Genomic DNA, 15938 nt, shown 5'->3' on the forward strand with positions numbered 1-15938 from the left:
CTGCTTGTCACCTGTGAGGGAAAAATAACAAGGCTGGTACCATGATACTGAAACACACGCTGTTTGCGGCGCTGTTTTTACTGGTTGCTTGTGGTGAAAAAGAAGACAAGCCCGGCGATATTCTGCATGTTGCTCCCTACACCTCTGCCTGCATCGGTGCGGGGCCTATGGATTGTCTGCGGGTGCGCAGTGATGACGAGGCCAACTTCCAGCTTTTCTATAATCACATTGACGGTTTCGATTTCGAGCCAGGTCACCGTTACACGTTGCGGGTGAAAATAGAAGAAGTGGCATCACCGCCAGCGGATGGCAGCAGCTTGCGTTACACCCTGCTTGAGGTGGTGAGCAAGGAAGCGGTCAACCCCTGATGAATGAGAGGGCGCTGCTGTGAAATGTGTTTTCCGTGCCCGCGACGGTATTGAGGCGCATATGCTGGCGGACCTGCTGGAGCAGGTGGGTATCATGGCGCAGGTTCAGGGTGACATGCTGCAGGGGGCCGTAGGAGAACTGCCTGCGGCGGGCCTGGCGTCAGTGTGGGTGGCGGAAAGCGATGAGTCGCGAGCTCGTGAGGTGATCGCCGAGTTTGAGACCAGTCAGCCGGCAGACACGGTGCAAGCGGCTAGCCCGGACGCGCAGCGCTCTTTCTCCCAGGGTTTGTTGCTGGGAATGGTGATTGGCGCGGTGGTGATGTTGATGCTGCTGCGTTGAAAAAGGTTGGACACAAAAAAAAACCGGGCGATGCCCGGTTTTTTTGTGTCCAACGTTGGCGTAGAGGGTGGAATTCGCTTTGCGCATTCCACCCCGCGACCATTGTTGCGGTTACCGTCCGGCGCGCTTGCGCTCGGTTTCGGTAAGCAGCTTCTTGCGGATACGCAGACAGTTCGGGGTCACTTCCACCAGCTCGTCATCTTCGATGAAGTCCAGTGCCTGCTCCAGGCTGAAACGGATCGGCGGAGTCAGGACGATGTTTTCATCGGTGCCGGAGGCGCGCATGTTGGTGAGCTGCTTGCCTTTGGTGGGGTTGACCACCAGGTCGTTGCCGCGGCTGTGGATGCCGATGATCTGGCCTTCGTACACATCCACGTTCGGGTCGATCAGCATGCGGCCACGCTCCTGCAGGTTGAACAGGGCGAAGCCCAGCACCTTGCCTTTCACCATGGACACCAGCACACCGTTGATGCGCTTGGCCATGTCGCCGGCCTTGTATTCGCCGTAGTGGCTGAATGTGCTGTTAAGGATGCCGGTACCGGAGGTGAGGGTCAGGAACTGGCTGCGGAAGCCGATCAGGCCACGGCTGGGTACCAGGAATTCCAGGCGTACCCGGCCCTTGCCGTCCGGCTCCATGTTGGTCATTTCCGCACGACGCAGACCCAGATGCTCCATGATGGAGCCCTGGTGTTGCTCTTCCACATCGGCGATCACGGTTTCGTAGGGCTCCTGCTTGACGCCATCTTCTTCACGGATGATCACCTGCGGGCGACCCACGGCCAGCTCGAAGCCTTCGCGGCGCATGTTCTCGATCAGCACAGACAAGTGCAGTTCGCCACGGCCGGAGACGCGGAACTGGTCGGCGCTGCCGGTTTCTTCCACGCGCAGGGCCACGTTGTGCTTGAGCTCCGCTTCCAGGCGCTCGCGGATCTGGCGGCTGGTAACGAACTTGCCGTCCTGGCCGGCGAACGGCGAGGTGTTCACGTGGAAGAACATGCTCACGGTAGGCTCGTCCACGCTCAGCGGTGGCAAGGCTTCCACGCTGGCCGGATCACACAGGGTGTCGGAAATGTTCAGTGGGTCCAGGCCGGTGATGCAGACGATTTCGCCGGCGGAGGCGGTGGGGGCGTCAACACGCTCCAGACCGTGATAGCCCATGATGGTGAGGATCTTGCCATTGCGTACCTTGCCGTCGGCGCCGATCACTTTTACCGGGCTGTTGGCCTTGATGTTGCCGCGCTTGACCCGACCGATGCCGACGATGCCCAGGTAGCTGTTGTAGTCCAGGGACGAAATCTGCATCTGGAAGGGGCCAACGGCGTCCACGTTCGGGTAGTCCACCTTGTCGACGATGGTCTGTAGCAGCGGGGTCATGTCGTCGGCCATGTTGTCCGCTTCCAGGCCGGCAATGCCGTTCAGGGCGGAGGCGTAGATTACCGGGAAATCCAGCTGCTCGTCGGTGGCACCCAGATTGTCGAACAGGTCGAATACCTGATCCATGACCCAGTCAGGGCGCGCGCCCGGGCGGTCGATCTTGTTGATCACCACGATCGGCTTGAGGCCGGCGGCAAAGGCTTTCTGGGTGACGAAACGGGTTTGCGGCATGGGGCCGTCGACAGCGTCCACCAGCAGCAGTACGCAATCCACCATGGACATAACCCGCTCCACCTCGCCACCGAAGTCGGCGTGGCCAGGGGTGTCGACGATGTTGATGCGGTATTCATTCCACTGGATGGCGGTGTTCTTGGAGAGGATGGTGATGCCCCGTTCCTTCTCCAGGTCGTTAGAGTCCATTACCCGCTCAATATCGCCAGCGCGATCTCCCAGGGTGCCGGACTGTTGCAACAGCTTGTCCACCAGGGTGGTCTTGCCGTGGTCAACGTGGGCGATGATGGCGATATTGCGCAGACGTTCAATCACAGATGTAGCTCCGTTAAGAAATGGGCGGGATGACGCTCGTGCCTGATCTCGACCTGTACGCAGCCACGTAGTGGGCGTTGAAAAGGGTCTGGCATCCCGCGGGGGCGCGCATTATACCAGCGCTGAGCGCAGGTGATAGCCCGTCGGTCAGGCTTTCGCATAACATTTACGAATGTGAAAAGATTCAAAAATTCACGGTTGTTCCTGCGAGTCGGCTGCGGATCGCCTAGAATGGCGCAACCATTTTCCCGGAGAAGGGTCAGACCAACCGTCTTTCTCCGTTGTCGGTGCCGATAATCCGGCAATAACGCTTTTATAATCAGGTTGTTATGATGCGAATCCCCTTGGTGCTGATAGGGGCGCTGGTGCCTGCTGTGGCCCTGTCCGAGGTGCCACCAGTCAACAAGAGAATCTATGGTCTGCACGAGAGTGTGCATATCGGTGAACTGGGTATTACTGTGCCGGCCAAGCTGGACACCGGGGCGGACTCTGCCTCACTGAGCGCCCGTTACATAAAGACCTTTGAGCGTGACGGGGTGAAAATGGTTGAGTTTGATATAGCCATCGACCGGGATGACCGTGAGGAATGGGGCATCCAGCAGAATCAGTGGGATGACGTGGAATTGCCGCTGGCCGGGCATGTGCGGATAAAACGCCGGGCAGAGAGTGTTCAGGACGGCGAGCGGGATTTCAGCCGCCGGCCAATGGTGACGCTGACGGTCTGCATGGGCAATCGGCGGCAACAAATTGATGTCAACCTGACCGATCGCAGCGAGTTTCGCTATCCGCTGTTGATCGGGGCAGAGGCCCTGAAGGGCCTGGGAGCCCTGGTGGATCCGTCGCTGTCCCATTCTGTCGGGACGCCGCGCTGCCAGGAAGAGCAAGAGGATACACTGACGATGGAGGCTGCCGGGGCGCATTAACATGGGGTCTGTCAAACTACAGGCACGGATTTTGGCCGTGTTTCTCTTGCTGCTGGGCGGCGGCAGTATCGCTTACCAGTTGCTGGTACAGAAGGTGCCGCTGACTCAGGACGAGAAGGACCCGGTGTGGGTGGTGGACGCCCAGGTCAGTTTCACTGCCCGGGCCAACAAGCCGATCAAGGTGCGCATGTTCGTGCCGCCCCAGGGAGCAGGCTATACCACCCTCAACGAAAGCTTTATCTCCAATAACTATGGCGTGAACGTCAATGTGGAGAAAGGCAATCGGCAGGTTACCTGGTCTGCCCGTCGTGCCGAAGGCAATCAATATCTTTACTACCGGCTGATGCTCACTCCCCGTTTTGCGGAAACCCGGGAGAATGAGCCAGGCCCTCAATTCCGTCCAGCACCGGTGCTGGACGGCGCGGAAAAACTGGCTGCCGAGGCGCTGTTGCAGCCGATCCGTCAGCATTCCGCTGATGTGGAAACCTTTATCGGCGAGACCATCAAGCGGGTAAATGAGCTGGAAAACGACAACGTCCAGCTGTTACTCGGTGGTGATGTGAGCCCGGAAAACCGGGCCCAGGTGGTGGATCTGCTGCTTGCCATGTCTCACATTCCTGCTCAACCGGTACATACCTTGCGATTGGTGGAAAGCCAGGAGCAGCAGCCTGAGTTGTGGTTGCGGACCTATAACGGCAAGCGCTGGCTGTACTTCAATCCGCTGGATGGTCAGCAGGGTTTGCCGGATGACCGCTTGGTGTGGTGGAGCGGCAGCGAGTCGTTGCTGAATATCGAAGGCGGGCGCTCGGCGAATATGACGTTGAGCGTGCACCGCAATGAAATGAGTGCCCTGCAACTGGCGCGTTCCCTGCGGCTGCAGGATGCCAGCAGCTTTATCGATTTCTCCCTGTACGAGTTGCCGCTGCCCTCTCAGCAGCTATTCCGTATCCTGATGATGATTCCGGTGGGCGTACTGCTGGTGCTGCTGATCCGCTCTCTGGTGGGCATGGAAACCCTGGGCACGTTTACGCCTGTGCTGATTGCTCTGGCTTTCCGGGAAACTCAGGTGATCTGGGGGGTGCTGCTGTTTACCTTCATCACCGCCATCGGTCTGTCGGTGCGCTCCTATCTTGAGCATTTGAAACTGCAGTTGCTGGCGCGGCTCTCCATTGTGCTCACTTTCGTGGTGATCCTGATGGCGGTCATCAGCCTGCTGGGCTATAAGCTGGGAGTGTCGTCGGGGCTGTCGGTGGCACTGTTCCCCATGGTGATTCTGACCATGGTGATCGAGCGGGTTTCCATTGTCTGGGAAGAGCGGGGTGGAACCCAGTCCCTGAAAGTGGCTCTGGGTACCCTGGTGGCGGCGGTGTTGTGTCATTTGCTAATGGTATGGCCGCCGCTGGTCTATTTCGTCTTTACCTTCCCGGGTGTGCTGTTGTGCATGTCCGCAGTGATGGTGCTGATGGGGCATTATCGTGGCTACCGTCTCACTGAGCTGTTGCGTTTCCGGGCCATGGTGGAGCGCTGATATGTTCTGGTCAAAGACCCGCAAGGCCCTGCGTGCCCGTGGCGTAATGGGGATCAACCAGCGCAACGGTGATTACATTCTCCGTTATAACAAACGCAGTCTGTATCCGCTGGTGGACGACAAGTTGCAGACCAAGCAGATGGCGCTGGATGCGGGCATTCGGGTGCCGGAGCTGTACGGCGCCATTGCCACCGAACAGGGCATCAGCACCTTGCACCGGGTGGTGGAAACCCATCGGGATTTCGTCATCAAGCCGGCTCAGGGTGCGGGCGGTGACGGCATCATGGTGATTGCCGACCGCTTCGAGGATTATTTCCGCTCTGCCTCCGGGCGCATCGTTACCACCGAAGAGCTGGAGCATCATATTTCCGGGATCATCTCCGGTATTTATTCCCTGGGCGGCCACCGTGATCAGGCCCTGATCGAATATCGGGTGCGCTCCACAGAGCTGTTCAATCGCATCAGTTTCGAGGGTGTGCCGGATATCCGCATCATCGTTCTGCAGGGGTACCCGGTGGCGGCCATGCTGCGCCTGCCTACCCGCCAGTCCCAGGGCAAGGCCAACCTGCACCAGGGGGCCATTGGCGTGGGGCTGGATCTGTCCAGCGGCGTGACCCTGGGCGGTACCTGGCACAACCAGAGAATCGAGCGCCATCCGGACACCGCCAATGCAGTGGCGGGCCTGACCGTGCCGGACTGGGAAGAGTGTCTGGAGCTTGCCGCCCGTTGTTATGACCTGACCGGCTTGGGTTATCTGGGGGTGGACCTGGTGATGGACCGTGAATTCGGGCCGATGATGCTGGAGCTGAATGCCCGACCAGGGCTTAACATCCAGATTGCCATGGATGATGGTCTGCTGCGTCGCTGCAGTATTATTGAGGATCACCTGGACAGCCTGGGCAATACCCGCCGCCCGGTGGCGGAACGTATCGCTTTTTCCAAAAAGCATTTCGCCGTGGCCGGGCCGGTGCCGGTTAGCGAACCTGATCCCGCCGTTACTCCCTGATTCCCTGACCGCGTTGATCCCCCTCCCATAGCAGCGAGATCAGCGGGTCGTCGGGATTTCCCAGCACACTGTAGAAGCGGTAGTTGGCGCGCAGGCTGTTGCCGTCGTCGCGCATATCCAGCGTTACAAGACCATGGGTGGCGCGGGTGAAGTGCTGGTTGCCGCTGGGCTGGCCCAGGTCATTGTTGATGCTGGCGGAGCCCGAGATCAGTTGCCGGGTGCCCTGGTATTGCCCCTCGTCGGATAAAATGTGGTCGTGGCCGCCCACCAGCAGATCCAATCTGCCGATCAGCTTGTCGCGAAGATGCAGCGCTATCATTTCCCCGGCGTTGCCGTGGGAGCCGGAGCTGACCATGGGGTGGTGTGAAAAGGCCAGACTGAAGCCGCATTGGTGGCGTTGAGCCGTTTCCATGGCCTGCGACAACCAGGCTCCCTGGCGGCGCAGGTAATACCATTTCTCGAACCAGGTGGTCTCGAGGCTGAATGCGCAGGCGTCCGGCCACTGCTCGAAATAGTAGTAGTGGGGGAAGTGGATCAGCGGGTGGCGCCGCGCCACCTCCAGCCAGGCGTCGGCATTCTGCTTCCAGTCGTGGTTGCCCAGCACCAGATAAACCGGAATACCGGCATCCAGAGCCGGGCCAAGCGGGGCAAAGAAACGACTTTCCAGCAGCGGATCCTCCGGGCTGGTGATGCCGTCCGGGTAGACCAGGTCACCCAGGTAGCGCACCTGATCGCAGTCCAGCAGCACCAGTGCCCGGCCCACCGCCATAGAGGGGGCGTTGCCCCAGCCGCCATCACCGATTACGCACAGACGCTGCCCGGCCAGGGGCTCCTTGTGTAGCAGCCACGGGCCATGAGGAGTGTGCCACCACCAGCCCAGACTGGCGGCGGCGATGAGCAGGGTCAGCAGGTGTAGCAGTAGGCGAAATCGCATGGAGCCCCGTGGGGTGGCCAGGAATGTCGAGTCTGGACCAGCGATATGACCCTCAGGTGACAGCCGGGCCTGGGTGAAGGGTGCGTCAGGAGGGCGTGATTGCTATACTTCGCCGCCCATTTTTTGAGCGCCGATCAAGGCAGCAGGTTTTTTCACATGACGTCTTCTGTAACTGAGTCAATCCAACCGATTAAGCGCCGCGCTATCGCACTGGTGTCCGGCGGACTGGACTCCATGCTGGCCGTCAAGGTGATGCAGGAGCAGGGGATCGAGGTAGAGGGCGTGAATTTCTTTACCGGTTTCTGTGTGGAAGGCCATACCCATGCCATCCGCAAGAAAGACAAGGATAAGGAAAAGCGCAACAACGCCCTGTGGGTGGCCGAGCAGCTTGGCATCAAGATGCACATCATTGATATCTCCGAGGAGTACAAGGATGTGGTGCTCAACCCCAGGCATGGCTACGGGGCCAACCTGAATCCCTGCCTGGACTGCAAGATTTTCATGGTCAACCAGGCCACCCTGATGATCAACAAGGCCCGGGAGTTTGCCGGCGATCGGGGGTTTGATTTTATCGTCACGGGCGAGGTGATCGGCCAGCGCCCGAAAAGCCAGCGCAAGGCCACCATGCCGATCATCAGCGCGGAATCCGGCGCCGACGAGCGTCTGCTGCGGCCGCTATGCGCGAAGAACTTGCCGGCTACCCTGCCAGAACGTGAAGGCTGGGTAGACCGGGAGTCCCTGCACGATTTTTCCGGCCGCAGCCGCAAACCGCAAATGGCCCTGGCCAAGAAGTTCGGGCTGGATGACTTTGCCCAGCCCGCCGGCGGTTGCTGCTTCCTTACCGACGAATCCTATTCCAACAAGCTGGCGGATCTGTGGAAGGCCCGCAACGAGCGTCGCTACGAACTGGATGACATCATGCTGTTAAAGGTGGGGCGTCATATCCGTCCGCAGCCCCACTTAAAGCTGATCATCAGCCGGGAGGAAGGTGAGAACCGTTTCCTGGAGGGATATCGCTACCAGTTTACCAGCATCACTACGGTGAGCTGCCCGGGGCCTTTGGCCCTGGTGGATGGCAATTTCCAGAATGATGAGGAAATGCAGCAGGCGGCGGCGATTGTGGCCCGTTATTCCAAGGGGCGTTCGTCGGATGAGGTTACCCTGGAAGTGCGCAGCCCGGATGGTGTGGCGCGCCAGGTCACTGTTGAGCCGTTTCACCCGGATGCGGTGCCGTTGGCCTGGAATGTAGGGTAAAGCAGCGATGAGCTGTTAGCTGCGAGGAAAACAAACAATGTTGCTGGGGTTGTGCTTAGTTTGGAGCGCGGCACCATCTTTAGAAGCTAGAAGCTAGAAGCTAGAAGCTAGAAGCTAGAAGCCAAGGATTCCTGATGACCGAAGCTTTTCACGAACTGGATGTGCGCCGCATGCTGTGTCCCATGCCGGTGATCAAGACGCAGAACAAGGTGCGCACCCTGGCCTCCGGTGATTGCCTGCGAGTGGTATGCACGGACCCCGGCGCGCTGAGCGATATCCCTGCCTGGTGCCGGATCAACGGGCACGAGGTGGTGGAAACCGGCGAGGCGGGCAATGAGGTGTTTGTGGTCCTGCGGGTAGGCGAGGATAACGGTGCACTATTTTAGTGCCGCAAAATGGTGCAACGCACCACAATAGAGCACCGTAAGGTGCTATTTTCCCCTTGATTCTGTATTTTGGCGTCAAATGCGCTAAAAAAGGGCTGGCATGGAACTTGCCTCCCTATTGGCAAAGCAGGCCTGGTGGCCGAGAATACCGGCTCTCTGTTCTGCCCTGATGCGGGGCGGGGCGATGAGCCAGAGACAAACCCGCTGTTCCTTAGGAGGACGCACGACAATGTCTGAAAAGACCCTCAAGCTGATTAAAGATAATGATGTGAAATGGGTGGACCTGCGCTTCACCGATAGCCGTGGTAAGGAGCAGCACGTAACCCTCCCCGTGGGCGAAATCGACGAAGATTTCTTCCAGGATGGCAAAATGTTCGATGGCTCTTCCATTGCTGGTTGGAAAGGCATCAACGAGTCCGACATGGTGATGATGCCTGACGACTCTACTGCCGTGCTGGACCCGTTCACTGACGTGGCCACCGTTAACCTGCGTTGTGACATTCTCGAGCCGAACACCATGACCGGTTACGAGCGTGACCCGCGTTCTGTTGCCAAGCGTGCTGAAGAGTACCTGAAGGCTACCGGCATCGCGGATTCCGCGCTGTTCGGTCCGGAGCCGGAATTCTTCGTATTCGATTCCGTGCAGTGGAAATCCGACATGCAGGGTTCCATGTACAACATTCACTCCGAAGAAGCCGCGTGGGTTTCCCACGAAGACTTCGAAGGTGGCAACATTGGTCACCGTCCGGGCGTGAAAGGCGGCTACTTCCCGGTTCCGCCGGTAGATAGCCTGCACGACCTGCGTGGCGCCATGTGTTCTGCCATGGAGTCCATGGGGCTGAAGATCGAAGTTCACCACCACGAAGTGGGCACCGCTGGCCAGTGTGAGATCGGTGTTGGCGCCAACACCCTGACCGCCAAGGCTGACGAAGTGCAGATCCTCAAGTACTGCACACATAACGTGGCCCACGCCTACGGCAAGACAGCTACCTTCATGCCCAAGCCGCTGATCGGCGATAACGGCTCCGGTATGCACGTTCACGTGTCCCTGGCCAAAGACGGCAAGAACCTGTTCGCCGGTGACGGCTACGCTGGCCTGTCCGACGAAGCGCTGTACTTCATTGGCGGCATCATCAAGCACGCCCGTGCCCTGAACGCCTTCACCAACGGTTCCACCAACTCCTACAAGCGTCTGGTGCCCGGTTTCGAAGCCCCGGTAATGCTGGCTTACTCTGCCCGTAACCGTTCTGCTTCCATCCGTATTCCGTTCGTGAGCAGTGCCAAGGCCCGTCGTATCGAAGCACGCTTCCCTGATCCGTCTGCCAACCCCTACCTGTGCTTCGCGGCACTGCTGATGGCTGGCCTGGACGGTATCAAGAACAAGCTGCACCCTGGCGACGCCATGGACAAGGATCTGTACGATCTGCCGGCTGAAGAAGCGAAAGACATCCCGACCGTGGCGCACACCCTGACCATGGCCCTGGATTGTCTGGAAGCCGACATGGACTTCCTGACCGAAGGTGACGTGTTCACCAAGGACATGATCGAAGGCTACATCTCCCTGAAGCGTGGTGAGATCGAGCGTCTGAACATGACCCCGCACCCGGTCGAGTTCGATATGTACTACTCCTGCTAATTTCCTTCGGGAAACATTGCAGAAAGAGGGCCCCCGCTTGTCGGGGGCTTTTTTTGTCTGTGTTATTCTGCTTGAAGCGCCAATTTGTGCATTTGGCCCTTTCCCGTGCTTTATGAGCGAGTGAGAATCAAGGGTAGGTTCATGGGAGGCGATAATGAAGAAAACAGGAATGCTGATGGCCGGGCTGCTTCTTTGCTTCGGCGGACTCCATGCTGAGACAAAGGTGGAGGGAGAGGGCGAAGAGGCCAAGGCGCCGGCTAAAATATATCGGTCTGTGGATAAGCATGGAAATGTGATCTTCAGTGACCAGCCGGCTGAGGATAAGGGGGCCTCAGAGGAGGTGCACTTGCGCACGCCCAATACGGTACCCATGAAGCAGGTAAAGCTTCCTCAGGTTGACTCTCAGGCCGCTGAAGAAGAGCAGGCTGAGGAGTACCGCACTCTTGTAATCACCAGCCCTGAGCCGGAAAGCACGATCCGTAATCCGCGGGAGCCAGTGCCGATAGTTGTCGATCTGCAGCCATCCCTTCAGGGGGAGGATCGTCTTGTCCTGTTTGATAATGGGGAAGAGCAGCCGGGGATGGAGTTGAATACCATCATCCGGGGCACGCACTCCCTGGTGGTAAAAGTGATCAACCCGGATGGTGAAGTCTTGATTAGCTCTGAGCCTGTGCGGGTCTACGTTCATCGCAGCACGGTGCAGAATTTCCAGAACGGGCCGGGAAATGGGAACAATAGAGATCCCAACGCCATAGGCGATCCTGCCAGTCGCGGCAGCCCGGCAAAGGCGGGTGAAACGGCATCATCCGGCAGGCCTGCGGGGGCGGGGGAGGCGGCGGGCCCGGGAAAGCCCGCCCGCCCGGCCCAGCAGCGCCCCGTTCTGACTCCTCGATAATGCACCATATCTGTGCACCCCTTCCCTGAATCCCGCTACACTCATCATCATGGGGCTGCGTTTTCTGCTGTGACGACCTGAAGCCGTGCATCTGCGGCGTTGGCAGAGATGGCCTGATAATTGCTTATGCCCTGTTATGGGCCAACAGTTGATGGGTGGTGTCACCTTGCACAAACGTTTACTCGATCACCTGCGCACCGCAGTGATCATGCTTGATGACAATCTGCAGGTCCGCTACCTGAATCCGGCGGCGGAAATGCTGCTGGCGACCAGTGTCAGTCGTGCCATGGGGCAGCCGTTACCGGACTATTTCTTTGATGACGAGGAGGCCCGTGCTGCCCTGCGCCAGTGCATTCGGGATGAGCACCCCTTTACCCGTCGAGAGGCCCGCCTGGCGGTGTCTCCCGGCTATGAAATAACGGTGGATTACTCGGTCAGCCCGATCAATGAGCCGGGCCAGACGCTATGCCTGTTGATGGAAATGCAGCCGCTGGATCGGCTATTGCGCATTACCCGGGAGGAGGCGCTGATTCATGCCCATCAGGCCACCCGGGCGCTGGTGCGCGGTGTGGCGCACGAGATCAAGAATCCACTGGGCGGCATCCGCGGTGCTGCACAGTTGCTGGAGCGAGCCCTGCCGACCCCGGATCTGACCGAGTACACCAAGGTCATCATTGATGAAGCGGACCGGTTGCGCACGGTGGCGGATCGTATGCTGGGCCCGCGTAAACCGCCGGAATTCAAGGCGGTGAATATCCATGAGTGCCTGGAGCATGTACGCCAGTTGTTGCTGGCGGAACATCCCAAGGGTGTGTCCATCTGGCGGGATTACGATATCAGTTTGCCGGATGTGATCGCCGATCGGGATCAGATGATCCAGGTGCTGCTCAATATTATCCGCAACGCCACCCAGGCCTTGCTGGAGTCGCACACCGAGGATGCCCGCATCATCATGCGCACCCGGGTGTTGCGGCAGTTCACCATCGGCTCCCTGCGTCACCGTCTGGTGCTGCGGGTGGATATTGTCGACAACGGCCCGGGCATTGCCCCGGATGTGCAGGAGACCCTGTTCTATCCCATGGTCAGTGGCCGGGCCAGTGGTACCGGGCTGGGATTGTCCATTGCCCAGTCCATCATCAGCCAGCATCAGGGGCTGATCGAGTGCGAAAGCGTACCGGGCAATACCGTATTCAGTATTTTGCTGCCAATGGAGCAGCCGGAAGTAACGGAGAGCGAACAGTCATGAGCGCCTATGTAGCCGTGAGCAACGACAACAGTGAAACCCCAGGGAGAGGCCGGTCATGAGCGTAACCGTATGGGTAGTCGACGATGACCGTTCCATTCGCTGGGTGCTGGAAAAGGCACTGAGCCAGGAGGGTTACGCGGTAACCTGTTTCGAGGATGGTGATGAGGCCCTGAATACCCTGGAAGCGGGTGGTCAGGAGCCGGAGGTGCTGATCAGCGATGTGCGTATGCCGGGCACCGATGGTCTGCGCATGCTCAAGATCCTGCAGCGCAAGAATCCGGACCTGCCGGTGATTATCATGACCGCCCATTCCGATCTGGATTCGGCGGTGGCCTCCTATCAGGGCGGGGCCTTTGAATACCTGCCCAAGCCTTTTGATGTGGATGAGGCGGTAGCGCTGGTGCGCCGCGCCATCAAGCACCGGGAAGAATCCCGCGGTGAACAGCCCGCAGCGGTGGAGGAAGAATCCACCGAAATTATCGGTGAAGCACCGGCCATGCAGGAGGTGTTTCGCGCCATTGGCCGGCTCAGCCATTCCAACGTCACCGTATTGATCAATGGCCAGTCCGGTACCGGTAAGGAGCTGGTGGCACGGGCCCTGCACAGCCATTCCATGCGTCGGGAAAAGAATTTCGTGGCCCTTAACATGGCAGCCATTCCCAAGGATCTGATCGAGTCCGAACTGTTTGGCCATGAAAAAGGGGCGTTTACCGGTGCCAACAACCAGCGCGTTGGCCGTTTCGAGCAGGCCAATGGCGGCACCCTGTTTCTCGATGAAATCGGTGATATGCCGCTGGAAGCGCAGACCCGTCTGTTGCGGGTATTGCAGGAAAGTGAGTTTTACCGGGTCGGTGGTACAACACCAATCCATGTGGACGTGCGGATTATTGCTGCCACCCACCAGGATTTGGAAAAACTGGTGAAGGAAGGGGACTTCCGGGAAGATTTGTTCCACCGGTTAAACGTGATTCGCATCCATATTCCGCGTATGGCCGAGCGCCGCGAAGACATTCCCCGGCTGGCAAATTATTTTCTCCAGCGTGCAGGCCATGAATTGGGTGTGGAGCCGAAAATTCTGCACAAGGATACCGAGAAATATCTGTCTGCTCAGGCGTGGCCAGGCAATGTGCGGCAGCTGGAAAATACCTGTCGCTGGCTGACCGTAATGGCGTCTGGCCGCGAAGTCCTGGTGGATGATTTGCCCCCGGAGTTGAAAGAAGCGGGTGCGGCCAAGGGGGCTGATGTGTCCGGCGACTGGCTCAAGTCTCTGCGCAACTGGGCCGATCGCGCCCTGTCTCAGGGTGAGCGAAGCATTCTTGAGCAGGCGGTTCCCGGCTTTGAGCGCACCATGATCGAAGTAGCCCTGCAGCACACCGGCGGCCGTAAGCGAGATGCCGCCGCTTTGCTCGGCTGGGGTCGCAACACCCTCACCCGCAAGATCAAGGAGCTGGATATGGAGGGGCAGTTGAGTGGTGGGGAGGAGGATTGATAAAGCAGTTAACAGTGAACAGTGAATAGTTAACAGTTCGCGGGACTGGATTTCAGGTTCTGCAACGCAAGAGGCCGCGCCCATACTCTGGGCGCGGCCTCTTGCGTTGGGGAATAACGAGCGCAAAATCGCGAACTGTTTACTGTTTACTGTTCACTCTCGAAGTCCGTTCGCTGTCAGTCCTTCAATCTTCCACTTCCCGTCTTCCCGCCAGTCACTCACCACCCGGTAGCTGTCGGCGTTGTCGGGCATAACACTTTGGCCTCCCCAGGCGAAGGCGGTGAAGGTGACGCGGGCGTGGCGCTGGGTGACCGGATCCAGCTCGATGTTGACCTGGGTGATGGCCAGCTGGCGCTTCGGGTAGCGCAGGAAGGTTCCCATCAGTAGACGCCGCACCTCGTCCCGTTGCAGGGAGTGGCTGCCCCGCTGAATCTCTGCCGGGTCGGTGAGCGTGTCCATCACAGCGCCGGTATCACCGGCTTCTATTGCTGTTTCGAGATTTTGCAGCGCGTCCAGAATCGCCTGCTCGGGGGGTGTCTTGCTGCAGCCGGCGACCAACAGTTGCAGGGTAAACAGCAGCAGGTATGCTGAGGTCTTTCTGCAGACAAGTGCAGCTCTCATGGCGTTATTCCCCTTGCCGGACAGTTATCGGCAGTCTCTGGTGTCGGTAGGCCAGGGGCACCAGCTTTACGTGGAAGAAAGCGGCAACCCGGACGGTGTGCCCGTGGTGGTGCTGCACGGCGGGCCCGGTGGCGGTTGTTCGCCGTTTATGCGCCGGTTTTTCGATCCCCGACGGTTCCGCATTATTCTCTTCGATCAACGAGGTAGCGGTCAAAGTCGTCCCTTGGCGTCGATCCGTGACAATACCACCGCGCATCTGATTGCTGATCTTGAGTCTCTTCGCGAAGCCCTGGGTGTGCAGCAATGGCGAGTGTTCGGTGGCTCCTGGGGTGTCACTCTGGCGTTAGCCTATCTGGCGGCGCATCCGCAGCGAGTCGCCGGTATGGTGTTGCGGGGCGTTTTTCTTTGCCGGCAGCAAGACCGTGACTGGCTTTATACGTCAGGGGGTGCGGCGAGGCTGTTTCCTGAGGCGTGGCAGGTATTGCAGCAACAAGCGCCGCCTGGCGAGGGGAACCTGCTGCAGCGCTATCATCAGGGGCTACAGGGAGATCGAGCCCGCTATCATGCCCGCAGCTGGTGTAACTGGGAGTCTACTCTGGCGTTAACGTCAGTGTTGCCGCCCGGTGACGCCAGCGATGATGAGTTATGCATGGCCATGCAGGAAACCCATTATTTTCTCAACGACGGTTTCCTGGCCACGCCATTGCTGGCGGCTTGTGCCGGCATGACCCTGCCGGTGGAAATTGTTCACGGCAGCCGGGATTTCGTCTGCCCGGCAGATCAGGCCCTTGCGCTGCATCAGGTCTTGCCGGGCAGCCGCCTCCACTGGGTGGAGGGGGGCAGTCATTCGTCTTCTGACCCGGCGATTGCCAATGCGCTGGTGGCGGCAGTGAAGCGACTGGAAAAGAGGATTGACGATTGAAGGTGTTGTTGCAGCGTGTCAGCGAAGCATCGGTAACGGTATCCGGCGATTGTGTAGGGCGTATCGGTAAAGGTCTGCTGTTGCTGGTTGGTATTGAGGTCGGTGACGATGAGGCTACGGTCGCGCGGATGGCGGAAAGAACGGTGGGTTACCGGGTGTTTGCCGATAGCGATGAAAAGATGAACCTGGATGTGCGGGATATCCATGGGGCAATTCTTGCCATATCCCAGTTTACTCTGGCGGCGGATACCCGCAAAGGGCGTCGGCCCAGCTTCAGCAAGGCTGCCCCGCCGGAGCAGGGGAAAAAACTGTACGACTGCTATCTGCGGGAACTGGAGAAGCAGAATATTCCAGTGGGCAGCGGTGTATTTGGTGCCGACATGCAGGTTCAGCTCGTCAATGATGGGCCCGTCACATTTCTTTTGAGCTCGTGACAGCGGCTTTGCAATTGTATTGCAAAGGCTCTCGCC

At 58.9% G+C, this 15938-nt stretch carries 16 protein-coding genes; 13 read left to right on the forward strand and 3 right to left on the reverse strand.

The window, feature by feature from the left end:
• Window positions 1–41 precede the first annotated feature (41 nt).
• Window positions 42–368, forward strand: coding sequence for a DUF4377 domain-containing protein (locus Q0Y02_RS13700; RefSeq protein WP_297769578.1), 327 nt, complete (start codon window positions 42–44; stop codon window positions 366–368).
• Between the two features lie 19 nt (window positions 369–387).
• Window positions 388–708 (forward strand): DUF2007 domain-containing protein, encoded by a 321-nt coding sequence (locus Q0Y02_RS13705; protein WP_297769581.1) that lies wholly within the window; start codon window positions 388–390, stop codon window positions 706–708.
• Between the two features lie 111 nt (window positions 709–819).
• Here Q0Y02_RS13705 and typA read toward each other — a convergent pair whose 3' ends face one another.
• Window positions 820–2628 (reverse strand): translational GTPase TypA, encoded by a 1809-nt coding sequence (gene typA / locus Q0Y02_RS13710; RefSeq protein ID WP_297769584.1) that lies wholly within the window; start codon window positions 2626–2628, stop codon window positions 820–822.
• A 329-nt stretch (window positions 2629–2957) separates the two neighbouring features.
• Between typA and Q0Y02_RS13715 the strand changes: the two genes are divergently transcribed.
• Genes Q0Y02_RS13715 through Q0Y02_RS13725 form a run of 3 tightly spaced genes read left to right on the forward strand, consistent with a single transcriptional unit; the run spans window position 2958 to window position 6085 of the window.
• The gene (locus tag Q0Y02_RS13715) at window positions 2958–3551 is read left to right on the forward strand and encodes a RimK/LysX family protein (protein ID WP_297769586.1); all 594 of its coding nucleotides are present in this window, start codon (window positions 2958–2960) and stop codon (window positions 3549–3551) included.
• Between the two features lies 1 nt (window position 3552).
• Entirely contained in the window at window positions 3553–5079 is a 1527-nt protein-coding gene (locus tag Q0Y02_RS13720; RefSeq protein WP_297769589.1) for an inactive transglutaminase family protein, read from the forward strand.
• 1 nt (window position 5080) lies between these two features.
• Complete coding sequence (locus Q0Y02_RS13725) at window positions 5081–6085, forward strand: alpha-L-glutamate ligase-like protein (RefSeq protein WP_297769592.1); 1005 nt, start codon at window positions 5081–5083, stop codon at window positions 6083–6085.
• On the opposite strand, the gene Q0Y02_RS13730 is transcribed toward Q0Y02_RS13725, so the two are convergent.
• Window positions 6075–7019 carry a metallophosphoesterase gene (locus Q0Y02_RS13730; RefSeq protein WP_297769595.1) on the reverse strand — a complete coding sequence of 315 codons (945 nt, stop codon included), beginning with the start codon at window positions 7017–7019 and terminating at the stop codon, window positions 6075–6077. The genes Q0Y02_RS13725 and Q0Y02_RS13730 overlap by 11 nt on opposite strands.
• Before the next feature lie 156 nt (window positions 7020–7175).
• Here Q0Y02_RS13730 and Q0Y02_RS13735 point away from each other — a divergent pair, with 156 nt between their 5' ends.
• From Q0Y02_RS13735 to glnG, 6 genes are all read left to right on the forward strand, one after another.
• Complete coding sequence (locus Q0Y02_RS13735) at window positions 7176–8273, forward strand: tRNA (5-methylaminomethyl-2-thiouridylate)-methyltransferase (protein ID WP_297769598.1); 1098 nt, start codon at window positions 7176–7178, stop codon at window positions 8271–8273.
• A gap of 134 nt (window positions 8274–8407) precedes the next feature.
• Window positions 8408–8659 carry a sulfurtransferase TusA family protein gene (locus Q0Y02_RS13740; RefSeq protein ID WP_297769600.1) on the forward strand — a complete coding sequence of 84 codons (252 nt, stop codon included), beginning with the start codon at window positions 8408–8410 and terminating at the stop codon, window positions 8657–8659.
• 229 nt (window positions 8660–8888) lie between these two features.
• Window positions 8889–10295 carry a glutamate--ammonia ligase gene (gene glnA / locus Q0Y02_RS13745; protein ID WP_297769605.1) on the forward strand — a complete coding sequence of 469 codons (1407 nt, stop codon included), beginning with the start codon at window positions 8889–8891 and terminating at the stop codon, window positions 10293–10295.
• A gap of 154 nt (window positions 10296–10449) precedes the next feature.
• On the forward strand, window positions 10450–11190 hold the full coding sequence (locus Q0Y02_RS13750) for a DUF4124 domain-containing protein (protein ID WP_297769608.1): 741 nt from the start codon (window positions 10450–10452) through the stop codon (window positions 11188–11190).
• A 136-nt stretch (window positions 11191–11326) separates the two neighbouring features.
• Window positions 11327–12436 (forward strand): nitrogen regulation protein NR(II), encoded by a 1110-nt coding sequence (gene glnL, locus Q0Y02_RS13755; RefSeq protein WP_297769611.1) that lies wholly within the window; start codon window positions 11327–11329, stop codon window positions 12434–12436.
• A 55-nt stretch (window positions 12437–12491) separates the two neighbouring features.
• A complete protein-coding gene (gene glnG, locus Q0Y02_RS13760; protein WP_297769614.1) occupies window positions 12492–13925 on the forward strand; it encodes a nitrogen regulation protein NR(I) in 1434 nt (477 codons plus the stop codon).
• Between the two features lie 153 nt (window positions 13926–14078).
• On the opposite strand, the gene Q0Y02_RS13765 is transcribed toward glnG, so the two are convergent.
• On the reverse strand, window positions 14079–14546 hold the full coding sequence (locus tag Q0Y02_RS13765) for a nuclear transport factor 2 family protein (RefSeq protein ID WP_297769617.1): 468 nt from the start codon (window positions 14544–14546) through the stop codon (window positions 14079–14081).
• Between Q0Y02_RS13765 and pip the strand changes: the two genes are divergently transcribed.
• Together pip and dtd are read left to right on the forward strand one after the other, a co-directional pair.
• Window positions 14545–15468, forward strand: coding sequence for a prolyl aminopeptidase (pip, locus tag Q0Y02_RS13770; protein WP_297769620.1), 924 nt, complete (start codon window positions 14545–14547; stop codon window positions 15466–15468). The genes Q0Y02_RS13765 and pip overlap by 2 nt on opposite strands.
• Complete coding sequence (gene dtd, locus Q0Y02_RS13775; protein ID WP_297769623.1) at window positions 15465–15902, forward strand: D-aminoacyl-tRNA deacylase; 438 nt, start codon at window positions 15465–15467, stop codon at window positions 15900–15902. The genes pip and dtd overlap by 4 nt, the downstream gene beginning before the upstream one ends.
• Window positions 15903–15938: the final 36 nt, after the last annotated feature.

It is taken from the genome of uncultured Alcanivorax sp. (assembly GCF_947258575.1).
GTDB lineage: Bacteria > Pseudomonadota > Gammaproteobacteria > Pseudomonadales > Alcanivoracaceae > Alcanivorax.